This is a genomic window from Pseudomonas mandelii, assembly GCF_006438925.1.
GTDB classification, from domain to species: domain Bacteria; phylum Pseudomonadota; class Gammaproteobacteria; order Pseudomonadales; family Pseudomonadaceae; genus Aquipseudomonas; species Aquipseudomonas mandelii_C.
Genome location: NZ_RCZA01000017.1, coordinates 80,892 through 102,523 on the forward strand (window position 1 = coordinate 80,892; position 21,632 = coordinate 102,523).

The window sequence follows — 21,632 nt, forward strand, 5'->3', positions numbered from 1 at the left end:
AATATTTCCTTATTCCGTGCAACCGGGGTAAATAGTGCAGATGCGCCCATCCACCATTTGGAAGGTGCTGAAATCGGTGTGGTTACCGAAGCAAAATGCGTCTTGATCCTCGAAACCTTTGCCCATGCAACGCTTCCAGCCACCGGGCACCTTGACCCATGTGTCTCCCCAGCCGGGTTTTTCCTCATCCGCCAATTTGATCGTCATCTTCACGGTTTTACCCGGCAGTTGGTCAAGGGTGTAAGCCGAAAATGGATGGCCCCGATCCAGCTTGCCCTGTGCATCAGCTGCTTTGCAGTCAAGGATTTTTCTAAGGATGCGAGGCTTGCCTGAAGTGCGAAACAGCCACTGACATTGACCGTAAAAGGTACTTTCGCCCGCTTCATTGAAAGTACTTCTGTACTGGTCTTCCACCTCGTCGCGAATGACTACTGCGGCGCCATCTCCGCTAAAATCCCGTCGTGTTTTGCCATAAGACGAATTGATTTCCAGATCAATTTTCCAGATCACCAACGGGCAGCCACTGACTGTCCTGTACATCGCGATTTCAGAGTCCGGCGCGTAACTTTCACGCCATTTCATGTTGTACCCAACTTCCATATCTCTTCCCCCCGGCACGGTGCAGGTTTCACCCTTGGCGGGCACGTACTCGGCGACTGCCTGATAGGCAAAGTTGGGCGGTAAGTCGGCGGTGAAAGTGAATGTGTCTGGCTTGTTCTTTGCGCAGCCAGTGGTTAGTGCGATGCAGCAACTCAAAGCAGAAAATTTCAGCAGCAACTTCAACTGCGAAGACAAAATTGGCATTTGATTAAGATCCTTGTTCCGTGCAACCGGGGTAAATAGTGCAGATGCGCCCATCCGGCATCCGGAAACTGCTGAAGTCTTTGAAGTTGCCGAAGCAAAAGGCGTATTGATCTTCAAAGTTGTCTCCCATGCAGCGCTTCCAGCCTTTGGGAACTTTTACCCAGGTATCATCCATATAAGGCCTTTCCTCGCCAGCCAACGTAATCTTCATCTTCACGGTCTTACCCGGTAGCTGATCGAGGCTATACCCCGAAACTGGGTGGCCACGCTCCAGCTCGCCTCGAGCGTTGGTTTCTTTGCAATCTAGGATTTTGACGATGCGTCGCTGGGCACCCGAAGTACGAAATAGCCACTGGCACTGACCATAAAAAGTGCTTTCACCAGACTCACTGAACGTGCCTTTGTATTGTTCCTCCAAGTCCTCGCGGACGACGACCATTGCGCTGTCCCCACCGAAATCCCCCCGATGTGTCCAATACGAAGAGTTGATTTCCAGGTTGATGCGCCTGATCACCAGCGGACACCCATTGACTGTCCGATACATGGCAACTTTAGAATTCGGCGTGTAACTTTCACGCCACTTCATGTTGTATCCGACTGCAGTATTTCTTCCCCCCGGCACGGTGCAGGTTTCACCTTTGGCGGGTACATACTCGGCGATGGCCTTATAGGCAAAATCGGGCGGTAAATCGGCGGTGAAGGTGAATGTACTAGGCTGCCCAGTAGAGCAACCCGTGACCAACGCAAGACGACAACCCACACCTGCAATGCCTGCTATCCGTTTCATATCGGCGCATCCCCCTGCCAAAAACCCACCAACTGCCGCACTCGTTCAAAGTGCTCCACCGGACTCTCATCACCTCGCACCTCCCACTGCGGTGACAACGTAAAACCTGGCGCCTGCAAACTCTGAATCAATAGAAATTCCAACTGCTGCGGCTCCAACCAGCCCCATGCTTCCGCCAGGGCCAAGCGCTCACGCAACCACACGTCAGGGTCATGCACTTCGGCGAGGTTGGCGTAGGCCTCCACGTGCTCGGCCAACAAGTAACGGTGGGCGTTGAGCCGGCGAATTTCCGAGGCCTGCGGTTGAGGCAGGGGCGTGCGCAACCAGAGGGGGTTGTCCGGCACCGGATACGTACCGGGGGCGGGGTTAAGAGTTGTTTTCCAGGCTGTGCCGTCCCAGTAACACACGCTGATCGCCGGCCCGAGGAAGGCCGGATACGCTTCGACCGGCAAATGTTGCAGCGCGCGACTCAACACCCGGTTGTCGTGAAAGCGGTACAGCGCCTGATAGGGACGCGTCCCGACAATCAACCGGTCTTGCCAGTGACTGACCAGTTGGTGCAAGGCACCTTTTTCCGCGCTCGCGAGCCAGCCCCAGTTGCGTTCGGGATGATTCAGTAGGTCATCGAGGCGTCTGTCGCCGGACGGATCCAATATGAAGATGAATGGACCGGCATCGGACAGATTCGCGATGCTGGTGCCGTTGTAGACGCGCAAGTACTGGTCATGTCCGCTGGACTTCAACAGCAGCTGACGGGTTTCGCGTTCGTTCTGCGAGTCCAGCACCAGGCACAACTCATGGCCCGAGCGGCGTTGTTCGTTCATCCATTGGCGGGGGAGTGCGTTGATCATGCGGCCGCTCCTTCCGTCAGGCAGACGCCATCACGGCAGGCTTCGCAGATCGGGCAAAAGTCCGCCGCCAGCGCGTTGCTTGCCGCCATCAGTGCGGGCTGGGACGACGCGAGCATAGGCGGCAGTTCAGGTGGAACAGACAAGCCGTCAACTGACCGAGGCGCAGCGACTGAAACGGCTGGCACTCGCATTGGAGTACCACCGATCTGGAGTTCGCTGCTGCCGAATATTCCGCCGCCGCCTACCTGTAAATGTTCACCACCGGCTTCGATCGAGAACCTGGTCCCGGCCTTCAGAATGATTAGGTCGGCTTCAATAACAACTACCCGGCTGGCGCTAAGAGCAAGCGTTTGATCAACGTGGGTGTGGCTGTTGCCAGCAACTTGCAGGTAATCGTTGGCCTTGAGCTGTATGTGCCGATCACCGGTCGTGGTTCGATGCTCCGTGGCTTGCAGCACGGTAAAGCTGTCGCCCTTGACGGTTGTGCGCAGCTCGTTGCCGACTTCCAGACGGCTGTCGTTTTCTATTCTTTGTTCCATGTCCCGCTGGGCGCGCAGGTAAATCAACTCCTGGCCGGCACGGTCTTCAACGTGCAGTTCGTTGAACCCCGTGCTGTCCGGCGAACTGCGGGAGCGGAATACGCTACGGGTTTTATTTGCAGGTAATTCGTAGGGCACCGGGTTGGCGCTGTTGGCGAGGCATCCAATGATTTCGGGATGATCGGGGTCGCCTTCCTGAAAACTGACCTGGACCTCCATGCCGACTCTCGGCACGGCGACGCCGCCAAAGGAATTACCGGCCAGTAGGGAGGAGACCCGCAGCCAACAACTGCTTTTATCGTCGTGACAGCCTTCGCGATCCCAGAAGAACTGCACCTTGACCCGACCATAGTCGTCGCAGTGGATTTCCTCGCCTTTCGGGCCGGTGACCACTGCGCTCTGATTGCCGGCGATGCGTGGTTTGTCATGGGTCAGCGGCGAGCGGTAGATCACATCCCAAGGCGTGGCGAGGAATTGGTTGCGATAACCCTGAAAGCCGTTTTTATCGCCGGTGCCGGTGTAGGCCGCGTACTGTTGCAGGACCTGCGGTTGCGCCCCTTCATGCTCGATTTCGGTCAGCAACCACAGGTCGTTCCATTCTTCATCCGGATGTTCGGACAGTGGCAGGAAGTGCCCGGAGAGCAGCGCTGGTTGATCGCTTTTACCCCGCGCCACACGGCACTCGGCGCGGTGACGCTCAAGTGCGCGTCGACTCAACAGCTTGCCGCGATCGCGCTGGGAAAAACGGCCGGGGTACTGGTAATCCTCCAGATCCGGCTGAGTCCTGGAAATATCAGACCTGCTCTCGGCCTCCAGCAAGATACGCGCTTTGTTGAAGTCATAATCGCGGCGAGTGGTGCGGCTGGTACCGGCTTTCACTTGCACGTCAAAGTGGTTGATCACAGGTGTTTCGGCGACCATGCCATTGTCATGCTTATAGCGCGTTGGACGGTCGAGCCTGGGAAAAACGGTCTGGTCGTCGCCAAACACCAACACATGTTTTTCGCGGCTGTGCTGGAAGTGATAGTGCAGGCCTTCTTCTTGGCATAGGCGTTCTATGAACTGGCGATCTGACTCGCCGTACTGAACGCAATACTCACGATCCGGATAAACGCTGCCCACCTGAAACTGGTGAAAATCACGATTGATGCCGTGGCCTTCCAGTATCTGCGCAATGATTTGCGGGACGGTCATTTGCTGAAAAATACGGCGATTGGTGCGGTGGTCGAGATACGCCAATCGAGGCACCAGAGTCACGGTATAACGGGTCAGGCGATTACCGAGGCTGCCTTTGCCCACGCAATGAATCTGCCCATGAATGCCGTTGCCAGCGTCGTTGAAGGCGAGGAAGGCTTGTTTGTTCAACAAGCTGTCCTGGTTCAGGTCCTGCCTGTCGCCGACCAGTTCGATCTCAAAGGCGTAAGGCTGGCTGATGAACTCCTTGCCGGTGAACGTGAGCACCTGAAGGTCATGTTCAAAGTCTTTGATCGTGAGGCTGAAACGGGAATGAGGGTTAGCGTCGAACATCCATGATTCCTTGTCCTGTGACGTGGCACAGGCTCCGGGACGTTGATGCAACACGTGTGAAAGGCCTTCCATGGCCAGATCACAAAGACGTCCTGGAGCCGGGTTCGGTGCAACGCTACCAAGGGCGCATAGGAATTGATGTCAGACGCTTCCCAAAATGCTGTTACACAACCGTCTGGGTGTGACCCGGGCCTGGCTCCGTCAGCACTTTCCTGAACGTCTCCACCAACGGTCGCAAATTGATCCGGTGCCACGCGGCCCACAGCGGTGTGGTGAAGGAAATCCATGGCACTTCCCGCAGCACCACGCCGGGTGGTGCGTTGCGGCTCAAGCCTTTCTGGATCATCGCGATCCCCAGCCCCGACGCCACTAATCCCAACGCGGTAAATGGTTCAGTGGCTTCCATGCGGATGTCCGGGGTGAAACCGGCGCGGATGCAGGCGCTGACGAAGTCGTCGCGGCTGGCGGCGTCTTGGCGGGGTTGCACGCCGATCCATTCCTGGTCGGCCAGGTCCGCCGGGGTCAGTGTTGTGTGGTTCGCCAAAGGATGATGTTCGGGCAAGGCCAGTAGCATCGGATCGTCCAGCACCTGAAAACCCAGCAGGTCCGGGTCGTCGGCGACGGGCGGTTCGCTGACCAGTGCGATATCCAGACTACGCTGACGCAGGCCTTCGAGTTGTTCGGCGGAATTGAGGTTGTACAGCGCGACGTGCACGTTCGGTCGGTCGACCCGCAGTACCCGCAAGGCATTGGGCAAGACGCCGGCGTGCATGGCGTTTTCGATGTAGCCGATGCACAAGCCGCCTTCTTCGCCACGACCGAGGCGCTTGCCCAGGGATTCCAGGCGATTGGCATGGGTCAGCAGGGCACGGGTTTCAGCCAGAAACGTCTGGCCGTCGCGGGTCAGACGAATGCGCTGCTGGCTCCGCTCGAATAGGGTCAGGCCCAGGCGTTCCTCGAGCTGGGCGATCTGCCGGCTCAGGGGTGATTGGGAAATGTGCAGGCGTTCGGCGGCGCGACCGACGTGTTCTTCTTCGGCGACAGCGACGAAGTAGCGCAATTGGCGAATGTCGATCATGTCAGACCTCTAGGGACTCAAGTGGTGCGCATTATGTCTTGGACGGTCCGATCATCGCAATCTAGGATCTGCTCATCGGTCACATCAGCTGACCCCTGACACTCAAGAGGATTCACCCATGAGCTTGAAAGACAAACTGCCCGGCGCGCTGGGTTTCGGCACCGCTCCATTGGGCAACATGTTCCGCGCCATTCCTGAAGACGAGGCGCTGGCCACCGTGCACGCCGCTTGGGATGCCGGTGTGCGTTACTTCGACACCGCACCGTTTTACGGTTCGGGCCTGTCGGAAATTCGTCTGGGCGCCGCGTTGGCCCAGTACAACCGCGACGACTATGTACTCAGCAGCAAAGTCGGCCGAGTGATTCTCGATGAAGTCGAAGACGCCGCGGCCCGTGACTTGGGCGAAAAGAGCGGTGTGTTCGAACACGGCCGCCCGAACAAGATCGTCAACGACTACAGCGCCGACGCCACGATGCGCTCCATCGAAGACAGCCTCAAGCGCTTGCAAACCGATCGTCTGGACATTGTCTGGGTGCATGACATCGCCCAGGACTTCTATGGCGATCAATGGCTGGAATACTTTAACCAGGCCCGCACCGGCGCTTTCAAAGTGCTGACCCGCTTGCGCGAAGAAGGCGTGATCAAGGGCTGGGGCCTGGGCGTGAACAAGGTTGAACCGTGCGAGCTGACCCTGGATCTGACCGAAGCCCAGCCGGACGGTTTTCTGCTGGCGGGTCGCTACACGCTGCTCGACCACGACCGTGCTTTGCAACGTCTGATGGACGCCGCGCTGGCGCAGGACGTCGAGATCGTGGTCGGTGGTCCTTACAGCTCGGGCATTCTGGCCGGTGGCACACACTTCGAGTACCAGAAAGCCAGCCCGGCGATCATCAATAAAGTCGAGCAGATCAAACGCATCGCTGCCGCGCATGGTGTCGACATCAAGGCAGCTGCGTTGCAGTTCTCCCTGGCTAACCCGGCCGTGGCGGCGGTGATTCCGGGGTCCAGCCGTCCGGACCGGATTGCTGAAGACGTTGCGGCGATTGCGGCTGTCATTCCCGCTGCTTTCTGGCAGGCGATGCGCGACGCGAAACTGGTGTCCGAACGTGCGCCATTGCCGATTATTGGAGGTTGAGCATGAAAATCGATCTGAGTGGAAAACTCGCCATTGTCAGCGGCAGCACCGCCGGCATTGGCCTGGGCATCAGCAAGGCGCTGGCCGAATCCGGCGCCACGGTGGTGGTGATCGGCCGCGAGACGGCCAAAGTCGAACAGGCGCTGGCGAGCATTCGCCAGAGCGTGCCGGACGCGCAGTTGCGTGGCCTGACCGCCGACTTGGGCACTGCCGAAGGTGCCGAGCTGTTGTTCGCCGCCGAACCACGGGCGGACATCCTGGTGAACAACCTCGGGATCTTCAACGATGTGGATTTCTTCGACGCACCGGACAGCGAGTGGACGCGTTTTTATGAGGTCAACGTGATCTCCGGCGTGCGCCTGTCACGGCATTACGTGCCAGACATGGTCAAGCAGGGTTGGGGGCGGGTGATTTTCCTGTCCTCGGAATCCGGGGTCGCAACACCGGCCGACATGCTCAATTACGGCGTGACCAAAAGCGCCAACCTGGCGGTGTCCCATGGTCTGGCCAAGCGGCTGGCGGGCACCGGGGTGACGGTCAATTCGATCCTGCCTGGCCCGACGCTGACCGATGGCCTGGAGCTGATGCTCAAAGACGCCACTGCCAAATCGGGGCGCAGCGTTCGGGAAGAAGCCGACGCCTTCGTGCGCAAGGCTCGGCCGACCTCGATCATCCAGCGTGTGGCGGATGTCGAGGAGGTCGCCAACCTGGTGGCCTACATCGCCTCGCCGCTGTCTTCGGCCACTACTGGCGCGGCGTTGCGAGTCGACGGCGGCGTCGTCGACAGCATGGCGATCTGAACCTTATTGATTAAGAGAGAACATTTCATGGCAACTGCATCAGCGTTTATTGATATCCCGGCGACCGCCGACCAGGTTTGGCGATTGATTGGCGGCTTTAACTCGCTGCCGGACTGGCTGCCGTTTATTCCCCAAAGCGAGCTGAGTGAAGGCGGCCGGGTGCGTAGCCTGCAAACGGCGGACGGGGCGGTGGTGGTTGAGCGGTTGGAGGCGTTTGATAACGCTGGAAAGACTTACAGTTATTCGATTTTGCAGGCGCCGTTTCCGGCTACTGACTATCTGGCGACTATCAGTGTTGAAGCGCAGGGGCAGGGCGCGCGAGTGACGTGGTCCGGGCGGTTTGCACCTGTCGGTGTGAGTGACGAGGAAGTGGTGGCGCTGTTTACCGGTATCTACCAAGGCGGCCTCGAAGCCCTGCGCGCCAATTACCCGGCCTGACGCCGTACTGATCGTTCCCACGCTCCGCGTGGAAATGCAGCCCGGGACGCTCCGCGTCCCTTTCCAGAGCTGGAACGCGGAGCGTCCCTTGAGGCATTCCCACGCAGAGCGTGGGAACGATCATGCAGCCGGTAATTTGAGCTCCGCGCACAACCCACCCCCTTCACGATTACTCAACGTCAACGATCCCCCGATCGCCAACGCCAACTGCTGTGCAATCGCCAACCCCAACCCGGTCCCGCCGGTACTGCGGTTACGTGAGTTCTCCACGCGATAAAACGGTTCCATCACCTGAGCCAATTCTTCCTCGGCAATCCCTGGCCCGCGGTCCATCACCTTCACCGACAAACTGCCGTCAGCCTTCGCTTCCACCCTCAATTCGGCGGCGCCGGCGAACTTCAGCGCGTTGTCCGTCAGGTTCACCAGCACCCGCCGCAAGGCGTGCGGCCGGGTATTGATCACCGCGTCACTTTTACCGCCCAGCTGAACGTCTTTGCCCATGTCCTGATAGTCGAACACCAGGCTGTCGAGGAACGAATCCAGATTGGTGCGGCGACTTTCCTCGGTGGCGCCATGAACGCTGCGGGCATAGGCCACGCCTTCGCGCACCAGGTGTTCTATCTCGCCAAGATCATTCCAGAGTTTGTCTTTCTCGGCGGAGTCGTCCATGAATTCGGCACGCAGTTTCATGCGGGTGATCGGCGTTTGCAGGTCGTGGGAAATCGCCGCCAGCAGTTGCATGCGTTCCTTGAGGTACGCGGCGATGCGCGCCTGCATCGAATTGAAGGCCATGGCGGCATGCGCGACTTCGGTCGGGCCTTTTTCGTCCAGGTGCACCGCGTGGGTGTTGGGGTCCAGGGTCTCCACCGCCTGAGCCAGGCGGGTCAGGGGGCGGATGGCAATTCTCACGGCCAGCCAGGTGCAGATGAGCATCAGTGCGAGTTGCCCCAGCAACACGATGGGTAACCACGGCGACAACGGCACCATCGAGGGTCGCACGTCGATGGTCACCGGGCTGCCGTCCGCCAGTTTCAGGTGGACCTGAAAATGTTTATCCGGTCCGGGGATGTCGGTCACCGTCATCGGGTAATCCTTGCCGATGGCCTCTTTGATTGAAGTCATCGCGATTGGCGAATCGCTCATGGGCAGGCCCGGCGAGCCTTCGTTCAACAAATAGCGGTAGTTACGTCGATTCAGTTGTTGCAGCCAGCTCATGCGTTCTTCGGCCGGCAAGCGGTCGAGGATGGCGATGGAGGTCGAGACGTCGGTTTCCAGATTGCCCAGCATGGTGTTCTTCGTGCTTTCGTAGCGCTCGTAGTACTGCGCGCCGAAGGACAGCGCCTGCGCGAGAATCAAGCCGATCAGGAAGATCAGCGACAGCCGCGAGGCGAGGGTGCGGGGCCAGCGAACGGTGAAGTTCATGAGGGCGCCCCGAGGACTTCCACCGGCAGCGAAAACACATAGCCTTCGCTGCGCACGGTTTTGATGTAGGCCGGTTCGCGGGCATCGTCCAGCAAGCGCTGGCGCAAGCGGCTGACCAGCAAGTCGATGGAACGGTCGAACAGGTCGGCATCGCGGCCTTGGGTCAGGTTCAGCAATTGATCGCGATTGAGCACACGCTGAGGATGATCGAGGAACACCCGCAGCAACCGATATTCCGCGCCACTGAGCGCGACCATCGTGCCGTCCTCATCGAGCAGGTGCCGGGCCGAGGTGTCCAGGCGCCAGCGCCCGAAGGCCAGCAGGCGACCGCTTTCGGTGACCACCAGGTTGGGTGGCAGCATCCGGGTGCGGCGCAGCACGGCGTTGATTCGGGCGAGCAGTTCACGGGCGGCGAACGGCTTGACCAGGTAATCGTCGGCGCCCATCTCCAGGCCGATGATGCGGTCGGTTTCATCGTTGCGCGCGGTGAGCATCAGCACCGGCGTGGCCTTGTGTTTGCCGGCGCGCAACTCACGGCACAGCATCAGTCCATCGTCGCCCGGCATCATGATGTCAAGCACGATCAGGTCCACCGGCGTGGATTCCAGGAAGGTGCGCATTTGTCGTCCATCCGCCACGACGGTGGTGCGCAGGCCGTTTTTCTTGAGGTAGTTGCCTACCAGTTCCCGGATCTCGCGGTCATCGTCCACGATGAGAATGTGATCGACGTGTTCCATTTGGCCAGGCCTCTGTAGATGGGGGATGTCGCGCAGTCTATCGAGCCTTGGCCCGCTCGCCCGCAGTCCTTTGTATTGCAGTGTATCTGGCCTGTCGGCGGATACACGTGGACGCAAAAACACCCATTTTCAGGGCTTTTGTATCGCTCTGTATCCCGGCCCGGTTCTGATACGTACCGATTTACACGCGCCTGTTCCCGACACAGTCGAGATACCTCGCGGGCTTCTAATAGGTTCCATCGAGGCAAATCAAACCGCCTCGGCCCAATCAACGATTGACCTATTGAAGCCTTGAGGAAACCACCATGAACACCAAAGCCGTCTACGCCGCTTGCCTGTTTGCCGCCCTGAACATCTGCACCTTGTCGGCCCGCGCCGAAGCCGATGTCACCGCTAAAACCTACACCTACGGCACAAACCTGGACATCAAGAAAGTGGTGTCGCTGAAACAGGACGCCTCGACTTCCTGTGGGGTTGTGGATGCCCAGCTGACTTACCTGGATTCCCATAACAAAACCCAGGTTCTGGACTATCGCAAATTGGCTGATGGCTGCAACTCGGACAACTGAGTCCTGCGCTGACCCATTGCCCATCCCAATTGAAACAGGAAGCACATCATGAACAACGTAAGCCGCTTTTTGACTGCCATTGCCTTCTCCGCGGCTGGCGCCGCTGCCCATGCCAACGCTGCCGTTGAACAAAAAAGCTGCGGCAGCGCGACTTGCTTCCAACTGACGCCGGTGGCGGAGAAGGGCGGGAACGCTTTTCTGGCAGAGGATGGTTCGAGCCGTACGCCGCAGGGGCAGCAACTGGAAAACCAGACGGCCTGAGGCCTGACACTGTTTCTGTGAACACCACAGTTCCAATGTGGGAGTGAGCCTGCTCGCGAAAGCGGGGTGTCAGTCAACGAAAATGTTGAATGTGATGGCCTCTTCGCGAGCAGGCTCGCTCCCACAGGGATGTGTGGTGTGTCGCCCTTTCTATATTCAAAGGTGATCCCCATGTTTCTCATCGCTTTCCTGGGCGGCATATTGACCGTCCTCAGCCCTTGCATCCTCCCGGTCGTGCCATTCCTGTTCGCCGGTGTTAAACGTACACGTTCCTCGATCCTGCTCACCCTCGGCGGCATGGTCCTGACCTTCGCCCTGATCTCCAGCCTGGCCGTGGTCAGCAGCGAGTGGGTGGTACACGCCAACAACACCGGTCGCCACATAGCGCTGATCGTGATGGTGCTGTTCGCCCTGTCGCTGATTTCCGCCCGTGTCGGTGACTGGCTGGCCCGTCCCTTCGTGGCGCTGGGCAACCGCCTCGATCCGGACACTCGCAAAATGTCCGGCCCGTTGAGTTCGGTCATGATCGGCGTTGCTACCGGTCTGCTTTGGGCACCGTGCGCCGGGCCGATCCTCGGGGTCATCCTCACGGGCGCCATGCTGCAAGGCGCAAACGCTCAAACCAGCCTGTTGCTGGTGGCGTACGGCCTGGGCAGCGCATTGTCCCTGGGCACTTTGATCTTCGCCGGTCGCGGCCTGGTCAATCGCTTGAAGTCGTCGATTCCGGTCACCGGTTGGCTGCGTCGTGGCACGGGTGTTGCGGTGCTGGCGGCTGCGGCGGTGATTTCCACCGGCGTCGACAAAACACTGCTGGCTGGCACTTCGTCCGAAGGCGTCAGCAGCATTGAGAAGGGGGTGTTGGAAACCGTACCGAAAGTCGTCGATTACTTCGTCAGCAAGGTCAACGCAGACGCGTCCATGGACAACGCCAAAGGCGCCATGCCGTCCATTGCCGGCGCAGTGCAATGGCTTAACTCGCCAGCCCTGACCAACGAGTCCCTGAAAGGCAAAGTGGTGCTGGTGGACTTCTGGACCTTCGACTGCATCAACTGCCAGCACACCTTGCCCTACGTGAAGGATTGGGCGAAGAAATACGAGAAGGATGGCCTGGTGGTGATCGGCGTGCACACGCCTGAGTACGGTTTCGAGCGCATCATCGACAACGTCAAGGATCAGGTGAAAAAGCTCGGCATTACCTACCCGGTGGCGATCGACAACAACTATGCGATCTGGCGTAATTTCGACAACCAGTACTGGCCGGCTCACTACTTGATCGATGCCAAGGGGCAGGTGCGTTACACCCACTTTGGTGAAGGCAGCTACGAGACTCAGGAGAAAGTGATCCAGCAGTTGCTGGAAGAGGCTAAAGCACCCGCTGCGTAATGCTTCAAATCAATGGCTCACAGGCTGCACGCGGTGGGCCATTGGTTTTTTCTCCTGACTGCGTCGCCACGCCGCTGGCGGCGCTCCATACTCTCGGCGAAAGGCCCGACTGAACGCCGTGTCGGTCTGGTAGCCCACCTCTTCGGCAATCCGCATCAACGAGCTGTTACTGCTGCGTAACAGGTTAGCCGCCAGCAACATGCGCCATTGCGTCAGGTATTGCATCGGCGAACTCCCCACCAGTTGCTGGAAGCGCTCCGCCAACACCGATCTTGACGTGCCGGCAGTGCGCGCCAGTTCATCCAGCGTCCAGGCGTGACACGGTTTTTTGTGCAACGCGTTGAGGGCGGCGCCGACAATCCGGTCGCCCACACCCGCCAGCCAACCGGTGCGGCCTTCGCCCTGTTCGTGCATGTACAGGCGCAGCACCTCGATGAACAACACCTCGGCCAGTTTCGCCAGCACACCTTCGCCGCCGGGGCGGGGCGAGCGCGCTTCGGCCAGCGCATAACGGACCGACGATTCCAGCCAGATACCGGCATTCGAGCCGCGCACATTGACCCGGACCACCGCCGGCAACCCGGTCAGCAACATGCCGGCCAGACGGGTATCGCAGGCCAGATAGCCGCACACCAGACGCGTCACCGCGCCGCCACCGCCATAGCTCAATTGCCGTGGACGGCGCGCCAGCATCACGTCCAGCCGTGCACCGGTGGCAGGCGCGAGCCCAGGTTGTGAGCTCATGCGATGGGCATCTCCCTGAGGGAAAACCACCACATCGCCGGCCGTCAGCAGGAGCGGGGGATCATCACCCTGTTCGACATAACATTCGCCTTCGGTGATCAAGTGGAAGATCACCACGCGTTCGGCGCCGGGTTCCAGAAACGGCGCCGCCGTGTCGGCGCTCGGCGATTGGTAGCACCAGGGTGCAGTAAACCTGGCATTGATGAAAATCGCGCCGACCAGGCGGACGACGCGCAGCGTCTGTGACAAGGCATCCATGGTGGTTTTCCCGTGTTGGCGGGGCGGCTTTTGATTGTGACCCTGTCGCCGCGTAACGCGAAATCTCCGGACGATCGGACAGGGTTGGCCGACGATCGGGCAGGACGCCAGCGTTGCCCGGCGCGATAGTTGGCACACAGGGTCTGCCGACCCTGTCATCAATAACAAGAATGAGAGGTTGCCATGCCTAAGTTCGTTATAGAACGCGAGATTCCGGGTGCTGGAACACTGTCAGAAAGGGATTTGAAAGCGGCTTCGCAAAAGTCCTGCAGGACGTTGCGCGACTTGCCAGAAGTGCAGTGGCAGCAGAGTTATGTCACCGGTGACAAGCTCTACTGCGTGTACATCGCGCCCAACGAAGAGTCGATCAAGGAACACGCCAGGCAGAGCGGTTTCCCGGCCAACCGCATTTCCCAGGTCACGGCCATCATCGATCCCACCACGGCCGAGTAAGCCGGGTTGCGTTCCAACCCGCAACGGAGCGGAATTCATGAGTACACCCATTGATCTTTCTGCCTTGAAAAACCGTCAGATGGCCTCTTGGGCCAGCGGCGACTATGCCGTGATCGGCACCACCTTGCAGATCGTCGGCGAGCAACTGGCCGAGGCCTGCGACCTGCTTTGCGATGAACGCGTGCTCGACGTGGCCGCCGGCAACGGTAACGCGACGCTCGCTGCCGCGCGCCGTGGTTGCCATGTCACGTCGACCGACTACGTGGCCACGCTGCTGGAACGCGGCGAAGACCGGGCCAGGGCGGAACGCCTGGAAGTCACGTTTCAAGTGGCTGACGCTGAAGCCTTGCCGTTCGAGGATGCCAGCTTCGATGCCGTGCTTTCGACCTTCGGGGTGATGTTTACGCCGGACCAACCCAAGGCCGCCGCGGAGCTGGCGCGGGTCTGTCGCCCCGGAGGGCGGATCGGCCTGGCCAACTGGACGCCCGAAGGGTTTGTCGGCCAGATGTTCAAGACCCTCGGTCGCCACCTGCCGCCGCCACCGCCGGGGGCACAACCGCCTTCGAACTGGGGCACCGAAGCCTGGCTGCACACGCAGTTCGACGAACGTGACTTTCTGCTCCAGGTGACGCGCAAGACCTTCAACTTCCGTTACCGCTCGGCCGCGCACTTCATCGACACGTTCCGCACCTGGTACGGCCCGGTCCACAAAGCCTTCGCGGCACTGCCTCCTGAAGGCGCCAAAGCGCTGGAAAACGACATGACCGAACTGATCAACCGCATGAACAGAGCGGGAGAGAAATCGATGGTGGTGCCGAGTGAATACCTGGAGGTGGTGATCACCCTGCGTTGAACTGCCAACACAACCCCCCTGTGGGAGCGAGCCTGCTCGCGAAGGCGGTCGTTCACTCAACATCAATGTTGAATGTAATGGCCTCTTCGCGAGCAGGCTCGCTCCCACATTGGATAGTGGTGTCTAAGAGAGTAATCACTCATCCAGCCGCTCGGTGTACACCACCCAAACGCTGCACGGCATTTTGTACAGCAGATGCTCAACCGTACTGCCGATCAGCCGGCCCATGCCGCGATGGCCTATCCGGCCCATGACAATCACGTCAACGTCATAGGCATCGGTATAGCGGGTGAGGACCTTGGCCGGGTTGCCCATGATCATGTGCCGCTGCTCCGGCGCGATGCCGTTGCGCTCGGCCAGGTCGTTGAAGGCATCCTCCTGGTAATCGAATACGGTCTTGGCCTTGCCCGATGAGAAGAACGCCGAACCGTTGTCGAAGCCGAATTCGTCGGCGCTGATGGATGAAAGGTCATAGGCGTAGACCACATCGAGCTCGGCATTACAGGCGCTCGCCAGTTTCGCCGCCTCGTGAAGGATCCGGTCGTTGAAGGTTTTGTAATGGTCATCGCGATGAAAGGGGTCCACCGCCGCGACGATCTTTCGCGGCAAGGCGTGCATGGCATGGCTGACGAAATGCAGCGGCACCGGGCATTCGCGCAACAAGTGCACATCGAGCGGGGTAAACATCAGCCGCGACAGCAGCGATTCGTGCTCCAGCGCCTTGATCAGCACATCCATCGGCTGCTCTTTGAGGTGAATCAGGATTTCCTCCAATGGGCGTTCTACCCAGGCCACTTCGGTGGTGACGTGGACCCCGATCTTGCGCAAGGGGCGGGCCTGTTCCTCAAGCCATTGGCGGTGGCGCTCGACGTAGCCCACGCGCATCTGTTCCAGGGCCTTTTCGTTGACCAGACTGGCGGTCGCCAGGCCTTCAAGGTAATCGAAGGCGACGATGTGCAGCGCGGCGTCTTCGGCCTTGGCCAGCGCAGCGGCCCTGTCGAAAGCGGGGCTGTGTTCCATCAGCGGTGATGCAACCAGCATGAAGCGGGATTGACCAGACATGACGAACCTCCCGTGGATTAGCCGCCCGACGTGCGGCTCGTGCGACGTACATCCAGTCTCTAAGTATTGACCATGATCAACCTCCCGTCCGCAAACCGGGAGCAGGCTGAGGTTCGTACGGGTGCCGGATGCGTTGGCGAACCTGTGCCCGATCCCCGATGGACTCAGCGACAAACAGGTGCTGATGTGCCCCGAACATCATGTGCTCCGGGTTTTCCGGGGCGGAACGCGGGGAGGTCAAGATTGGCGATATTGCCGAGTTGGCCGCGCGCGAGGATATCCAGAACTATTACTTGGGGCCGTGGGGTAGGGCATTGTTGAACACTAGCTGCACATGACGCTAACGGCCTTCGCGGCGCGTTGCAGTTCTTGTTTGACGTCGACCGGTATCCGCTGTTTCACCAGTCGTTGCTCGAGGAATGTCTGATCGCCTCGGGTATCAACCTGAGCGTCAATAGCCGCATCCTCTGCTTCTATGGTGGCAGCATGAGCCTCTATGACCGAGTCGACCTCAGCGTCGCTCTTGGCGGCGTCGAGCGCACCAATGAGTGTCGCCACTTCGTGTTCTTCAGCCTTGCCATAGTCTTCTACAGACAGTCCGGCAGCCAACGCCCGCGCCCGGATTTCCACGCCTTTCAGCGTCTGCTTGGCCTGCCCGCACAGCATCTCGTGTTTTTGGCTTTCGACGGTTTTCCACTGGAAAAATCCATACGTCATCGTGCCGATAATCGCTACGGTGATACCACCGATCAGGATCCGTTTCATGGCTACAGTCGTGAGTCCGGGGGTTGAGAGTTCGGTGGGCATCGCTTCGTTCTCTATCAGGAAATGAAAGCGTAGCACCGGAACCCGGTCCAGCCCCGTCCAATGTCAATGCAAATTACAGTAGTAAAGGAGCTGCGTGTCTTCAAGATTATGGCGCATTAAGTAACCCTTCAACATCGACCAACGTCGGAGCATGGGCCCCGGCATGGCGGCAGGAGAGGGATGCGCAGGCTGATGAAAATCGCAAGCGATCCGCCAAGTCGGTCATTCCGAGCAACTCCGATGCCAGCCAGCCGGCCATGCAAGCGTCTCCTGCACCTACGGTATCTGCGACGTCTACGGCGATAGCCGGCTGCTCGTACCGCCTGTCGGGGGTATAGAGAACCATGCCGTGTTCACCTCGGGTAAACAGGATTTCAGCCACTGGATTCAGTGCGCGAAGCTCGTCCAATGCCTGGTGTTCGGTCAGCCCCGGATAAATGTGCCGAAGGTCTTCGTCGGAAAGTTTAATCATGTCGGCCAGGGCGGTCATCGTCGGGAACGTCTGCTGCCGATAACGGCTGTCCATCAAATTACGCCAGTTCGGGTCATAGCTAATCCGTTTGCCCACTCCTTTGGCCAACTGAGCGATTTTTACCAATCTGTCTCCAATCGGCTGACGAGCCAGGCTGATACAGCTGAAATGGCACACCTGGGCATGGTCAATCCATCCATCTGGCATCAGACCCGGGTCGAAAAACTGATCGGCATCTCCAGCAAAAAAATATCGTGGAGGACGGCTCGATGGAACGATGGCCACCAACGGATCTCGGTCTACTCGTTGGATAAATCGCCCGTCCAGACCTGCCGCCTCTGACTGCCTGGCGATCTCGTCGCCCAGGGAGTCCGTGCTGATAGAGCCTGCGAAGGCGCTGCTGATGCCCAAGCGACTCAGCGCTCGTGCAACGTTCCAGGGCGCGCCGCCTGGATAGCCTTTCCATTGTCCGGGGATGCCTTGGACAAGGTCGGTCAGGGCTTCGCCAAATACGACTGCGCGAGGCAATACCATGGTCATTTCCTCAATATTTCTCAGAGCGATTACTGCTGGCTGATCAGAGTCGACCGCCGGGTATCACTCACTCAATGGGTTCTGGTGAAAGGCAGGGAGGGGTGAGCACCGTTGCGGTTGAACATCGTCATCGCCGTTTCGCGACGATATTCGCTGGGTGTCTGTTCCATTTCGATGCGAAAGTGCCTGTTGAAGTTGGACAGGTTTTCATAGCCAACCTCAAAGCAGATGTCCGCCACTGACATCTCCGTTTGCAGCAACAGCCTGCACGCGCGCTGAACCCTGAGCTTGCGCATGAGATCGATGAAGCCGTGGCCGGTAATCCTTTTGAAGAAACGCGAAAAACCGGGCTCGCTCATCTCCAGGCGCTGAGCGATAACCGACAGGCGAATGTCGCCTGTGAGCTCAGTCAGTAGATAGTCAAATGCCTTATTGATGCGCTCGGAACTACGGGCATCCAGGGTGGGCGCGTAACACGCGCTGGCGAGCAAGTGAACGTCAGGCGAGGGTGCTTTCATCAGCGCGTTGATCAATTGCAGGAACAGAATCAAACGCTCGAGCCCTTGCGCCGGGCCTATGTCCTCCAGCAGTCGCGCTGCCTGTGCAGCCGTTGCTCCGGTGAATTCCAGGCCGCGACGTGCTTGTTCGAAAAGGTGTTGCAGCTCGCCCAGCTCAGGCATCGTTGCGCGTAAGGCCAAAATGGCTGAGCCATCAAACTGCAGCACCACATCGCGCCCCGCCAGGTACTCACCTGGCGCGAGATCCCCTATCCAGTCATGGGGAAGGTCGGGGCCGATGAGCGCCACGTGACCTGCACCGAACGCACCGATGTAATCGCCCGCGACGAGCTTGCCGCTGCCCTGGCGGATCAGATGGATTTCGAATTCAGGGTGATGGTTCCAGCGAGCCAGGGAGTAGGGGTAATCGTGTTCGTACCAGCGAAAGCAATGATCGGGCTCTGGAAGAATGACCTCCAGCTCGGCGGGTCGCTGCTCAAACAGGGCTGCTCGGGAATCAGGCATCTCATGCCCCTTTTTTGTTCTTCGAATGCGACCAACATACGCCTACTCGTCCGGCACCTGCTAGCTCACGTATTGCCTGCAACTGATACTTTTTTGATCTCGGGCCGCTATACCGCGTTCGGTTAAAAAAGTATCAGATGAGCATCCGCTACGCGTTTGTCCGGGCTTTTTTAAGCTGTTGTAATCCAGTCGTCCACCATTGCCGGTCAGACGTATTTGATCAGCGGTGGTTAACAAACAAAAATAATAGCTCCCGTCGTCCAAGGCGCGGAGCGGAGAGCACTACGATGAACATCCCGAAAGCGCTTTTCCTTTCCGCTGGCCTATCCTTCGCCCTTGTCAGTCAAGCCGCTGAAACAGTGACCATTGCCACCGTCAACAATGGCGACATGATCCGGATGCAGCGGCTCTCCAAAGTGTTTGAACAGCAGCATCCTGATGTGAAGCTCAATTGGGTGGTGCTGGAAGAAAACGTCCTGCGTCAACGCCTGACCACCGACATCGCCACTCAGGGCGGACAGTTTGATGTGCTGACGATTGGTACCTATGAAACGCCGCTTTGGGGCGCCAAGAGTTGGCTCGAGCCGATCACGGGGCTGCCACCGGAGTACGACCTGGAAGACATCTTCCCTTCGGTACGCCAAGGCCTGTCAGTCAACAACACGCTCTACGCCTTGCCTTTCTATGGCGAAAGCACGATCACCTATTACCGCACCGATCTGTTCAAGCAAGCAGGCCTGAGCATGCCGGAGCACCCGACCTGGACGCAGCTCGGCGAATTTGCCTCCAGGCTCCACCAGCCTGACAAAGGGCAGTACGGCATGTGCCTGCGTGGCAAGGCCGGTTGGGGTGAGAACATCGCGCTGATGAGCACCATCTCCAACGCCTTTGGTGCCCGTTGGTTTGATGAAAAGTGGCAGCCGGAACTGTCCAGCCCGGAGTGGACAGCAGCGGCGCACTTCTACATTGATACGCTCAAGAAGTTTGGGCCGCCAGGCGTGTCGAGCAATGGTTTCAACGAAACCCTCGCGCTGTTCAACAGCGGTAAATGCGCCATCTGGGTGGATGCCAGCGTCGCAGGCTCGTTCACCACCGATAAAGAGCAGAGCAAGGTTGTCGACAGCGTGGGCTTTGCGCCTGCACCAACTGAGGTCACCGACAAAGGTTCGTCATGGCTGTATGCGTGGTCGCTGGCGATACCGGCAACCTCCAAGCACAAAGACACAGCAAAGGCCTTTATCACGTGGGCAACGTCAAAAGAATACATTCAACTTGTCGCTAAAACAGACGGCATCACCAACGTGCCGCCAGGCACTCGGCAGTCCACCTACAACAAGGCCTATTTGAAGGCCGCACCGTTCGCGCAAGTGACCTTGCAGATGATGCAGCACGCCGATCCTGCGCACCCATCGATCAAGGCTGTTCCTTACGTTGGCATCCAGTACGTGACCATTCCCGAATTCCAGGCGATCGGCACGTCTGTAGGGAAACTGTTTTCGGCGGCGCTCACCGGGCAGATGTCGGTTGATCAAGCCCTCGCCGCCGCACAGACCTCCACCGAACGTGAAATGAAGCGCGCCGGTTATCCCAAGTAACCCGCAACCTATTGTGGGAGCGAGCCTGCTCGCGAAAGCGCCATTCCAATCGCCAAAGAGGCATCGGATGTACCGGCCTCTTCGCGAGCAGGCTCGCTCCCACATTTCGATCTTTGTATGTCTGTTCCTAATCGGTTTGAAGCCATGAATATTTCAACTGCCAAAGCTCACATGGACATTCCCCAACCGGTGCGTAAAAGCCGGTTGGCCAACCCCGGCTGGTTTCTGGTCAGCCCCTCGGTGGCGTTGTTGCTGCTGTGGATGATCGTGCCGCTGGGCATGACCGTTTACTTCTCGCTGATTCGCTACAACCTGCTCTACCCCGGCGAGAACGCGTTCGTGGGGCTGGAAAACTTCAGCTACTTCCTCAGCGACTCGGGTTTCCTGCCCGGCGCCACCAACACCTTGTTGCTGGTTGGCAGCGTGCTGCTGATCAGCGTGGTGTTCGGCGTGTTGATCAGTGCGCTGCTGGAGGCCAGTGAGTTTCTCGGTCGCGGTATCGTGCGGGTGATGCTGATCTCGCCGTTTTTCATCATGCCCACCGTCGGTGCGCTGATCTGGAAGAACCTGATTTTCCACCCGGTCTCGGGGATCCTCGCCTACGTCTGGAAGCTGTTCGGCGCGCAGCCGGTGGACTGGCTGGCGCACTACCCGCTGCTGTCGATCATCATCATCGTGTCCTGGCAATGGCTGCCGTTCGCGATCCTGATCCTGATGACCGCCATGCAGTCCCTCGACCAGGAACAGAAAGAAGCCGCGCGCCTCGACGGGGCCGGGCCGATCGCGATTTTCTGGCACCTGACCCTGCCGCACCTGGCACGGCCGATTGCCGTCGTGGTGATGATCGAAACCATCTTCCTGCTTTCGGTGTTCGCCGAAATCTTCACCACCACCAACGGCGGTCCCGGCTACGCCTCGACCAACCTCGCCTACCTGATCTACAACCAGGCGCTGGTGCAGTTCGACGTCGGCATGGCGTCCGCCGGTGGTTTGATCGCGGTGGTGATCGCCAACATCGCAGCCATCGTGCTGGTGCGCATGATCGGCAAAAACCTGACAGACAAAGCCTGAGGCCTGCGCCATGACCCTTCAACAATCCCGCCGTCTGCAAAGCCTGCTGCTCGGCACCCTGGCCTGGGCCATCGCGATCCTGATCTTCTTCCCGATCTTCTGGATGGTGATGACCAGTTTCAAAACCGAAATCGACGCCTTCGCCACGCCGCCACAGTTCCTCTTCACGCCGACGCTGGAGAACTACCTGCACATCAACGAGCGCAGCGATTACTTCAGTTTCGCCTGGAACTCGGTGGTGATTTCGTTCAGCGCCACGGCCCTGTGCCTGCTGATCGCGGTGCCGGCGGCCTACTCGATGGCGTTCTACGAAACCAAGCGCACCAAAGGCACGTTGCTGTGGATGCTCTCCACCAAGATGCTGCCGCCGGTGGGCGTACTGATGCCGATCTACCTGCTGGCCAAAAGTTTCGGCCTGCTCGATACGCGC

23 protein-coding genes and 1 pseudogene are annotated in these 21,632 nt (G+C 59.1%); 12 read left to right on the forward strand and 12 right to left on the reverse strand.

Annotated elements, in window-relative coordinates; translation table 11 throughout:
* Positions 1–9: 9 nt before the first annotated feature.
* From EAH74_RS29845 to EAH74_RS29865, 5 genes are all read right to left on the reverse strand, one after another.
* Complete coding sequence (locus EAH74_RS29845) at positions 10–804, reverse strand: hypothetical protein (protein ID WP_140683729.1); 795 nt, start codon at positions 802–804, stop codon at positions 10–12.
* A gap of 4 nt (positions 805–808) precedes the next feature.
* Positions 809–1,591, reverse strand: coding sequence for a hypothetical protein (locus EAH74_RS29850; protein ID WP_140683731.1), 783 nt, complete (start codon positions 1,589–1,591; stop codon positions 809–811).
* Positions 1,588–2,442, reverse strand: coding sequence for a DUF4123 domain-containing protein (locus EAH74_RS29855; RefSeq protein WP_170206648.1), 855 nt, complete (start codon positions 2,440–2,442; stop codon positions 1,588–1,590). The genes EAH74_RS29850 and EAH74_RS29855 overlap by 4 nt, the downstream gene beginning before the upstream one ends.
* Positions 2,439–4,508, reverse strand: coding sequence for a type VI secretion system tip protein VgrG (locus tag EAH74_RS29860; protein ID WP_140683732.1), 2,070 nt, complete (start codon positions 4,506–4,508; stop codon positions 2,439–2,441). Before EAH74_RS29860 ends, EAH74_RS29855 begins: the two co-directional genes overlap by 4 nt.
* Before the next feature lie 163 nt (positions 4,509–4,671).
* A complete protein-coding gene (locus EAH74_RS29865; RefSeq protein WP_140683734.1) occupies positions 4,672–5,586 on the reverse strand; it encodes a LysR substrate-binding domain-containing protein in 915 nt (304 codons plus the stop codon).
* Positions 5,587–5,704: 118 nt separating this feature from the next.
* Between EAH74_RS29865 and EAH74_RS29870 the strand changes: the two genes are divergently transcribed.
* The 3 genes from EAH74_RS29870 to EAH74_RS29880 are packed head-to-tail and all read left to right on the forward strand — an operon-like array spanning position 5,705 to position 7,959.
* Positions 5,705–6,721, forward strand: coding sequence for an aldo/keto reductase (locus EAH74_RS29870; protein WP_140683736.1), 1,017 nt, complete (start codon positions 5,705–5,707; stop codon positions 6,719–6,721).
* Positions 6,722–6,723: 2 nt separating this feature from the next.
* Complete coding sequence (locus EAH74_RS29875; protein WP_140683738.1) at positions 6,724–7,521, forward strand: SDR family NAD(P)-dependent oxidoreductase; 798 nt, start codon at positions 6,724–6,726, stop codon at positions 7,519–7,521.
* A gap of 27 nt (positions 7,522–7,548) precedes the next feature.
* Positions 7,549–7,959, forward strand: a complete 411-nt coding sequence (locus tag EAH74_RS29880) for an SRPBCC family protein (RefSeq protein ID WP_140683740.1) — start codon at positions 7,549–7,551, stop codon at positions 7,957–7,959.
* Positions 7,960–8,079: 120 nt separating this feature from the next.
* Here the strand turns inward: EAH74_RS29880 and EAH74_RS29890 are convergent, their stop codons facing one another.
* Positions 8,080–9,381 (reverse strand): sensor histidine kinase, encoded by a 1,302-nt coding sequence (locus EAH74_RS29890; protein ID WP_140683743.1) that lies wholly within the window; start codon positions 9,379–9,381, stop codon positions 8,080–8,082.
* A complete protein-coding gene (locus tag EAH74_RS29895) occupies positions 9,378–10,118 on the reverse strand; it encodes a response regulator (RefSeq protein ID WP_033060285.1) in 741 nt (246 codons plus the stop codon). The genes EAH74_RS29890 and EAH74_RS29895 overlap by 4 nt, the downstream gene beginning before the upstream one ends.
* Before the next feature lie 305 nt (positions 10,119–10,423).
* On the opposite strand from EAH74_RS29895, the gene EAH74_RS29900 reads away from it, so the two are divergent.
* The 3 genes from EAH74_RS29900 (at position 10,424) to EAH74_RS29915 (ending at position 12,331) form a co-directional block, all read left to right on the forward strand.
* Positions 10,424–10,687: a DUF2790 domain-containing protein gene (locus tag EAH74_RS29900; RefSeq protein WP_140683745.1), complete on the forward strand. Its 264-nt coding sequence runs from the start codon at positions 10,424–10,426 to the stop codon at positions 10,685–10,687.
* A 48-nt stretch (positions 10,688–10,735) separates the two neighbouring features.
* Positions 10,736–10,948, forward strand: a complete 213-nt coding sequence (locus EAH74_RS29905; protein ID WP_140683746.1) for a hypothetical protein — start codon at positions 10,736–10,738, stop codon at positions 10,946–10,948.
* Positions 10,949–11,119: 171 nt separating this feature from the next.
* A complete protein-coding gene (locus EAH74_RS29915) occupies positions 11,120–12,331 on the forward strand; it encodes a cytochrome c biogenesis protein DipZ (protein WP_140683748.1) in 1,212 nt (403 codons plus the stop codon).
* Positions 12,332–12,340: 9 nt separating this feature from the next.
* On the opposite strand, the gene EAH74_RS29920 is transcribed toward EAH74_RS29915, so the two are convergent.
* Positions 12,341–13,333 carry an AraC family transcriptional regulator gene (locus EAH74_RS29920; protein ID WP_140683750.1) on the reverse strand — a complete coding sequence of 331 codons (993 nt, stop codon included), beginning with the start codon at positions 13,331–13,333 and terminating at the stop codon, positions 12,341–12,343.
* A 183-nt stretch (positions 13,334–13,516) separates the two neighbouring features.
* On the opposite strand from EAH74_RS29920, the gene EAH74_RS29925 reads away from it, so the two are divergent.
* Positions 13,517–13,786 carry a DUF4242 domain-containing protein gene (locus tag EAH74_RS29925; protein ID WP_140683752.1) on the forward strand — a complete coding sequence of 90 codons (270 nt, stop codon included), beginning with the start codon at positions 13,517–13,519 and terminating at the stop codon, positions 13,784–13,786.
* Positions 13,787–13,823: 37 nt separating this feature from the next.
* Positions 13,824–14,639 (forward strand): class I SAM-dependent methyltransferase, encoded by an 816-nt coding sequence (locus EAH74_RS29930; protein ID WP_140683754.1) that lies wholly within the window; start codon positions 13,824–13,826, stop codon positions 14,637–14,639.
* 135 nt (positions 14,640–14,774) lie between these two features.
* Here the strand turns inward: EAH74_RS29930 and EAH74_RS29940 are convergent, their stop codons facing one another.
* Positions 14,775–15,701: a universal stress protein gene (locus EAH74_RS29940; RefSeq protein ID WP_140683758.1), complete on the reverse strand. Its 927-nt coding sequence runs from the start codon at positions 15,699–15,701 to the stop codon at positions 14,775–14,777.
* Positions 15,702–15,798: 97 nt separating this feature from the next.
* Here EAH74_RS29940 and EAH74_RS33510 point away from each other — a divergent pair.
* A pseudogene (locus EAH74_RS33510) lies at positions 15,799–16,009 on the forward strand (hypothetical protein); the annotation flags it as partial.
* A gap of 16 nt (positions 16,010–16,025) precedes the next feature.
* Here EAH74_RS33510 and EAH74_RS29950 read toward each other — a convergent pair.
* From EAH74_RS29950 to EAH74_RS29960, 3 genes are all read right to left on the reverse strand, one after another.
* The gene (locus EAH74_RS29950; protein WP_140683760.1) at positions 16,026–16,466 is read right to left on the reverse strand and encodes a hypothetical protein; all 441 of its coding nucleotides are present in this window, start codon (positions 16,464–16,466) and stop codon (positions 16,026–16,028) included.
* Positions 16,467–16,614: 148 nt separating this feature from the next.
* Positions 16,615–17,514, reverse strand: a complete 900-nt coding sequence (locus tag EAH74_RS29955) for a carbohydrate kinase family protein (RefSeq protein WP_140683762.1) — start codon at positions 17,512–17,514, stop codon at positions 16,615–16,617.
* A 71-nt stretch (positions 17,515–17,585) separates the two neighbouring features.
* Positions 17,586–18,536, reverse strand: coding sequence for an AraC family transcriptional regulator (locus EAH74_RS29960; RefSeq protein ID WP_140683763.1), 951 nt, complete (start codon positions 18,534–18,536; stop codon positions 17,586–17,588).
* A gap of 287 nt (positions 18,537–18,823) precedes the next feature.
* On the opposite strand from EAH74_RS29960, the gene EAH74_RS29965 reads away from it, so the two are divergent.
* From EAH74_RS29965 to EAH74_RS29975, 3 genes are all read left to right on the forward strand, one after another.
* A complete protein-coding gene (locus tag EAH74_RS29965) occupies positions 18,824–20,131 on the forward strand; it encodes an ABC transporter substrate-binding protein (protein WP_140683774.1) in 1,308 nt (435 codons plus the stop codon).
* Between the two features lie 144 nt (positions 20,132–20,275).
* Positions 20,276–21,202, forward strand: coding sequence for a carbohydrate ABC transporter permease (locus EAH74_RS29970; RefSeq protein WP_024164558.1), 927 nt, complete (start codon positions 20,276–20,278; stop codon positions 21,200–21,202).
* Positions 21,203–21,212: 10 nt separating this feature from the next.
* Positions 21,213–21,632 (forward strand): carbohydrate ABC transporter permease (locus tag EAH74_RS29975; protein WP_140683765.1); only part of this gene is annotated, 420 nt, incomplete at its 3' end.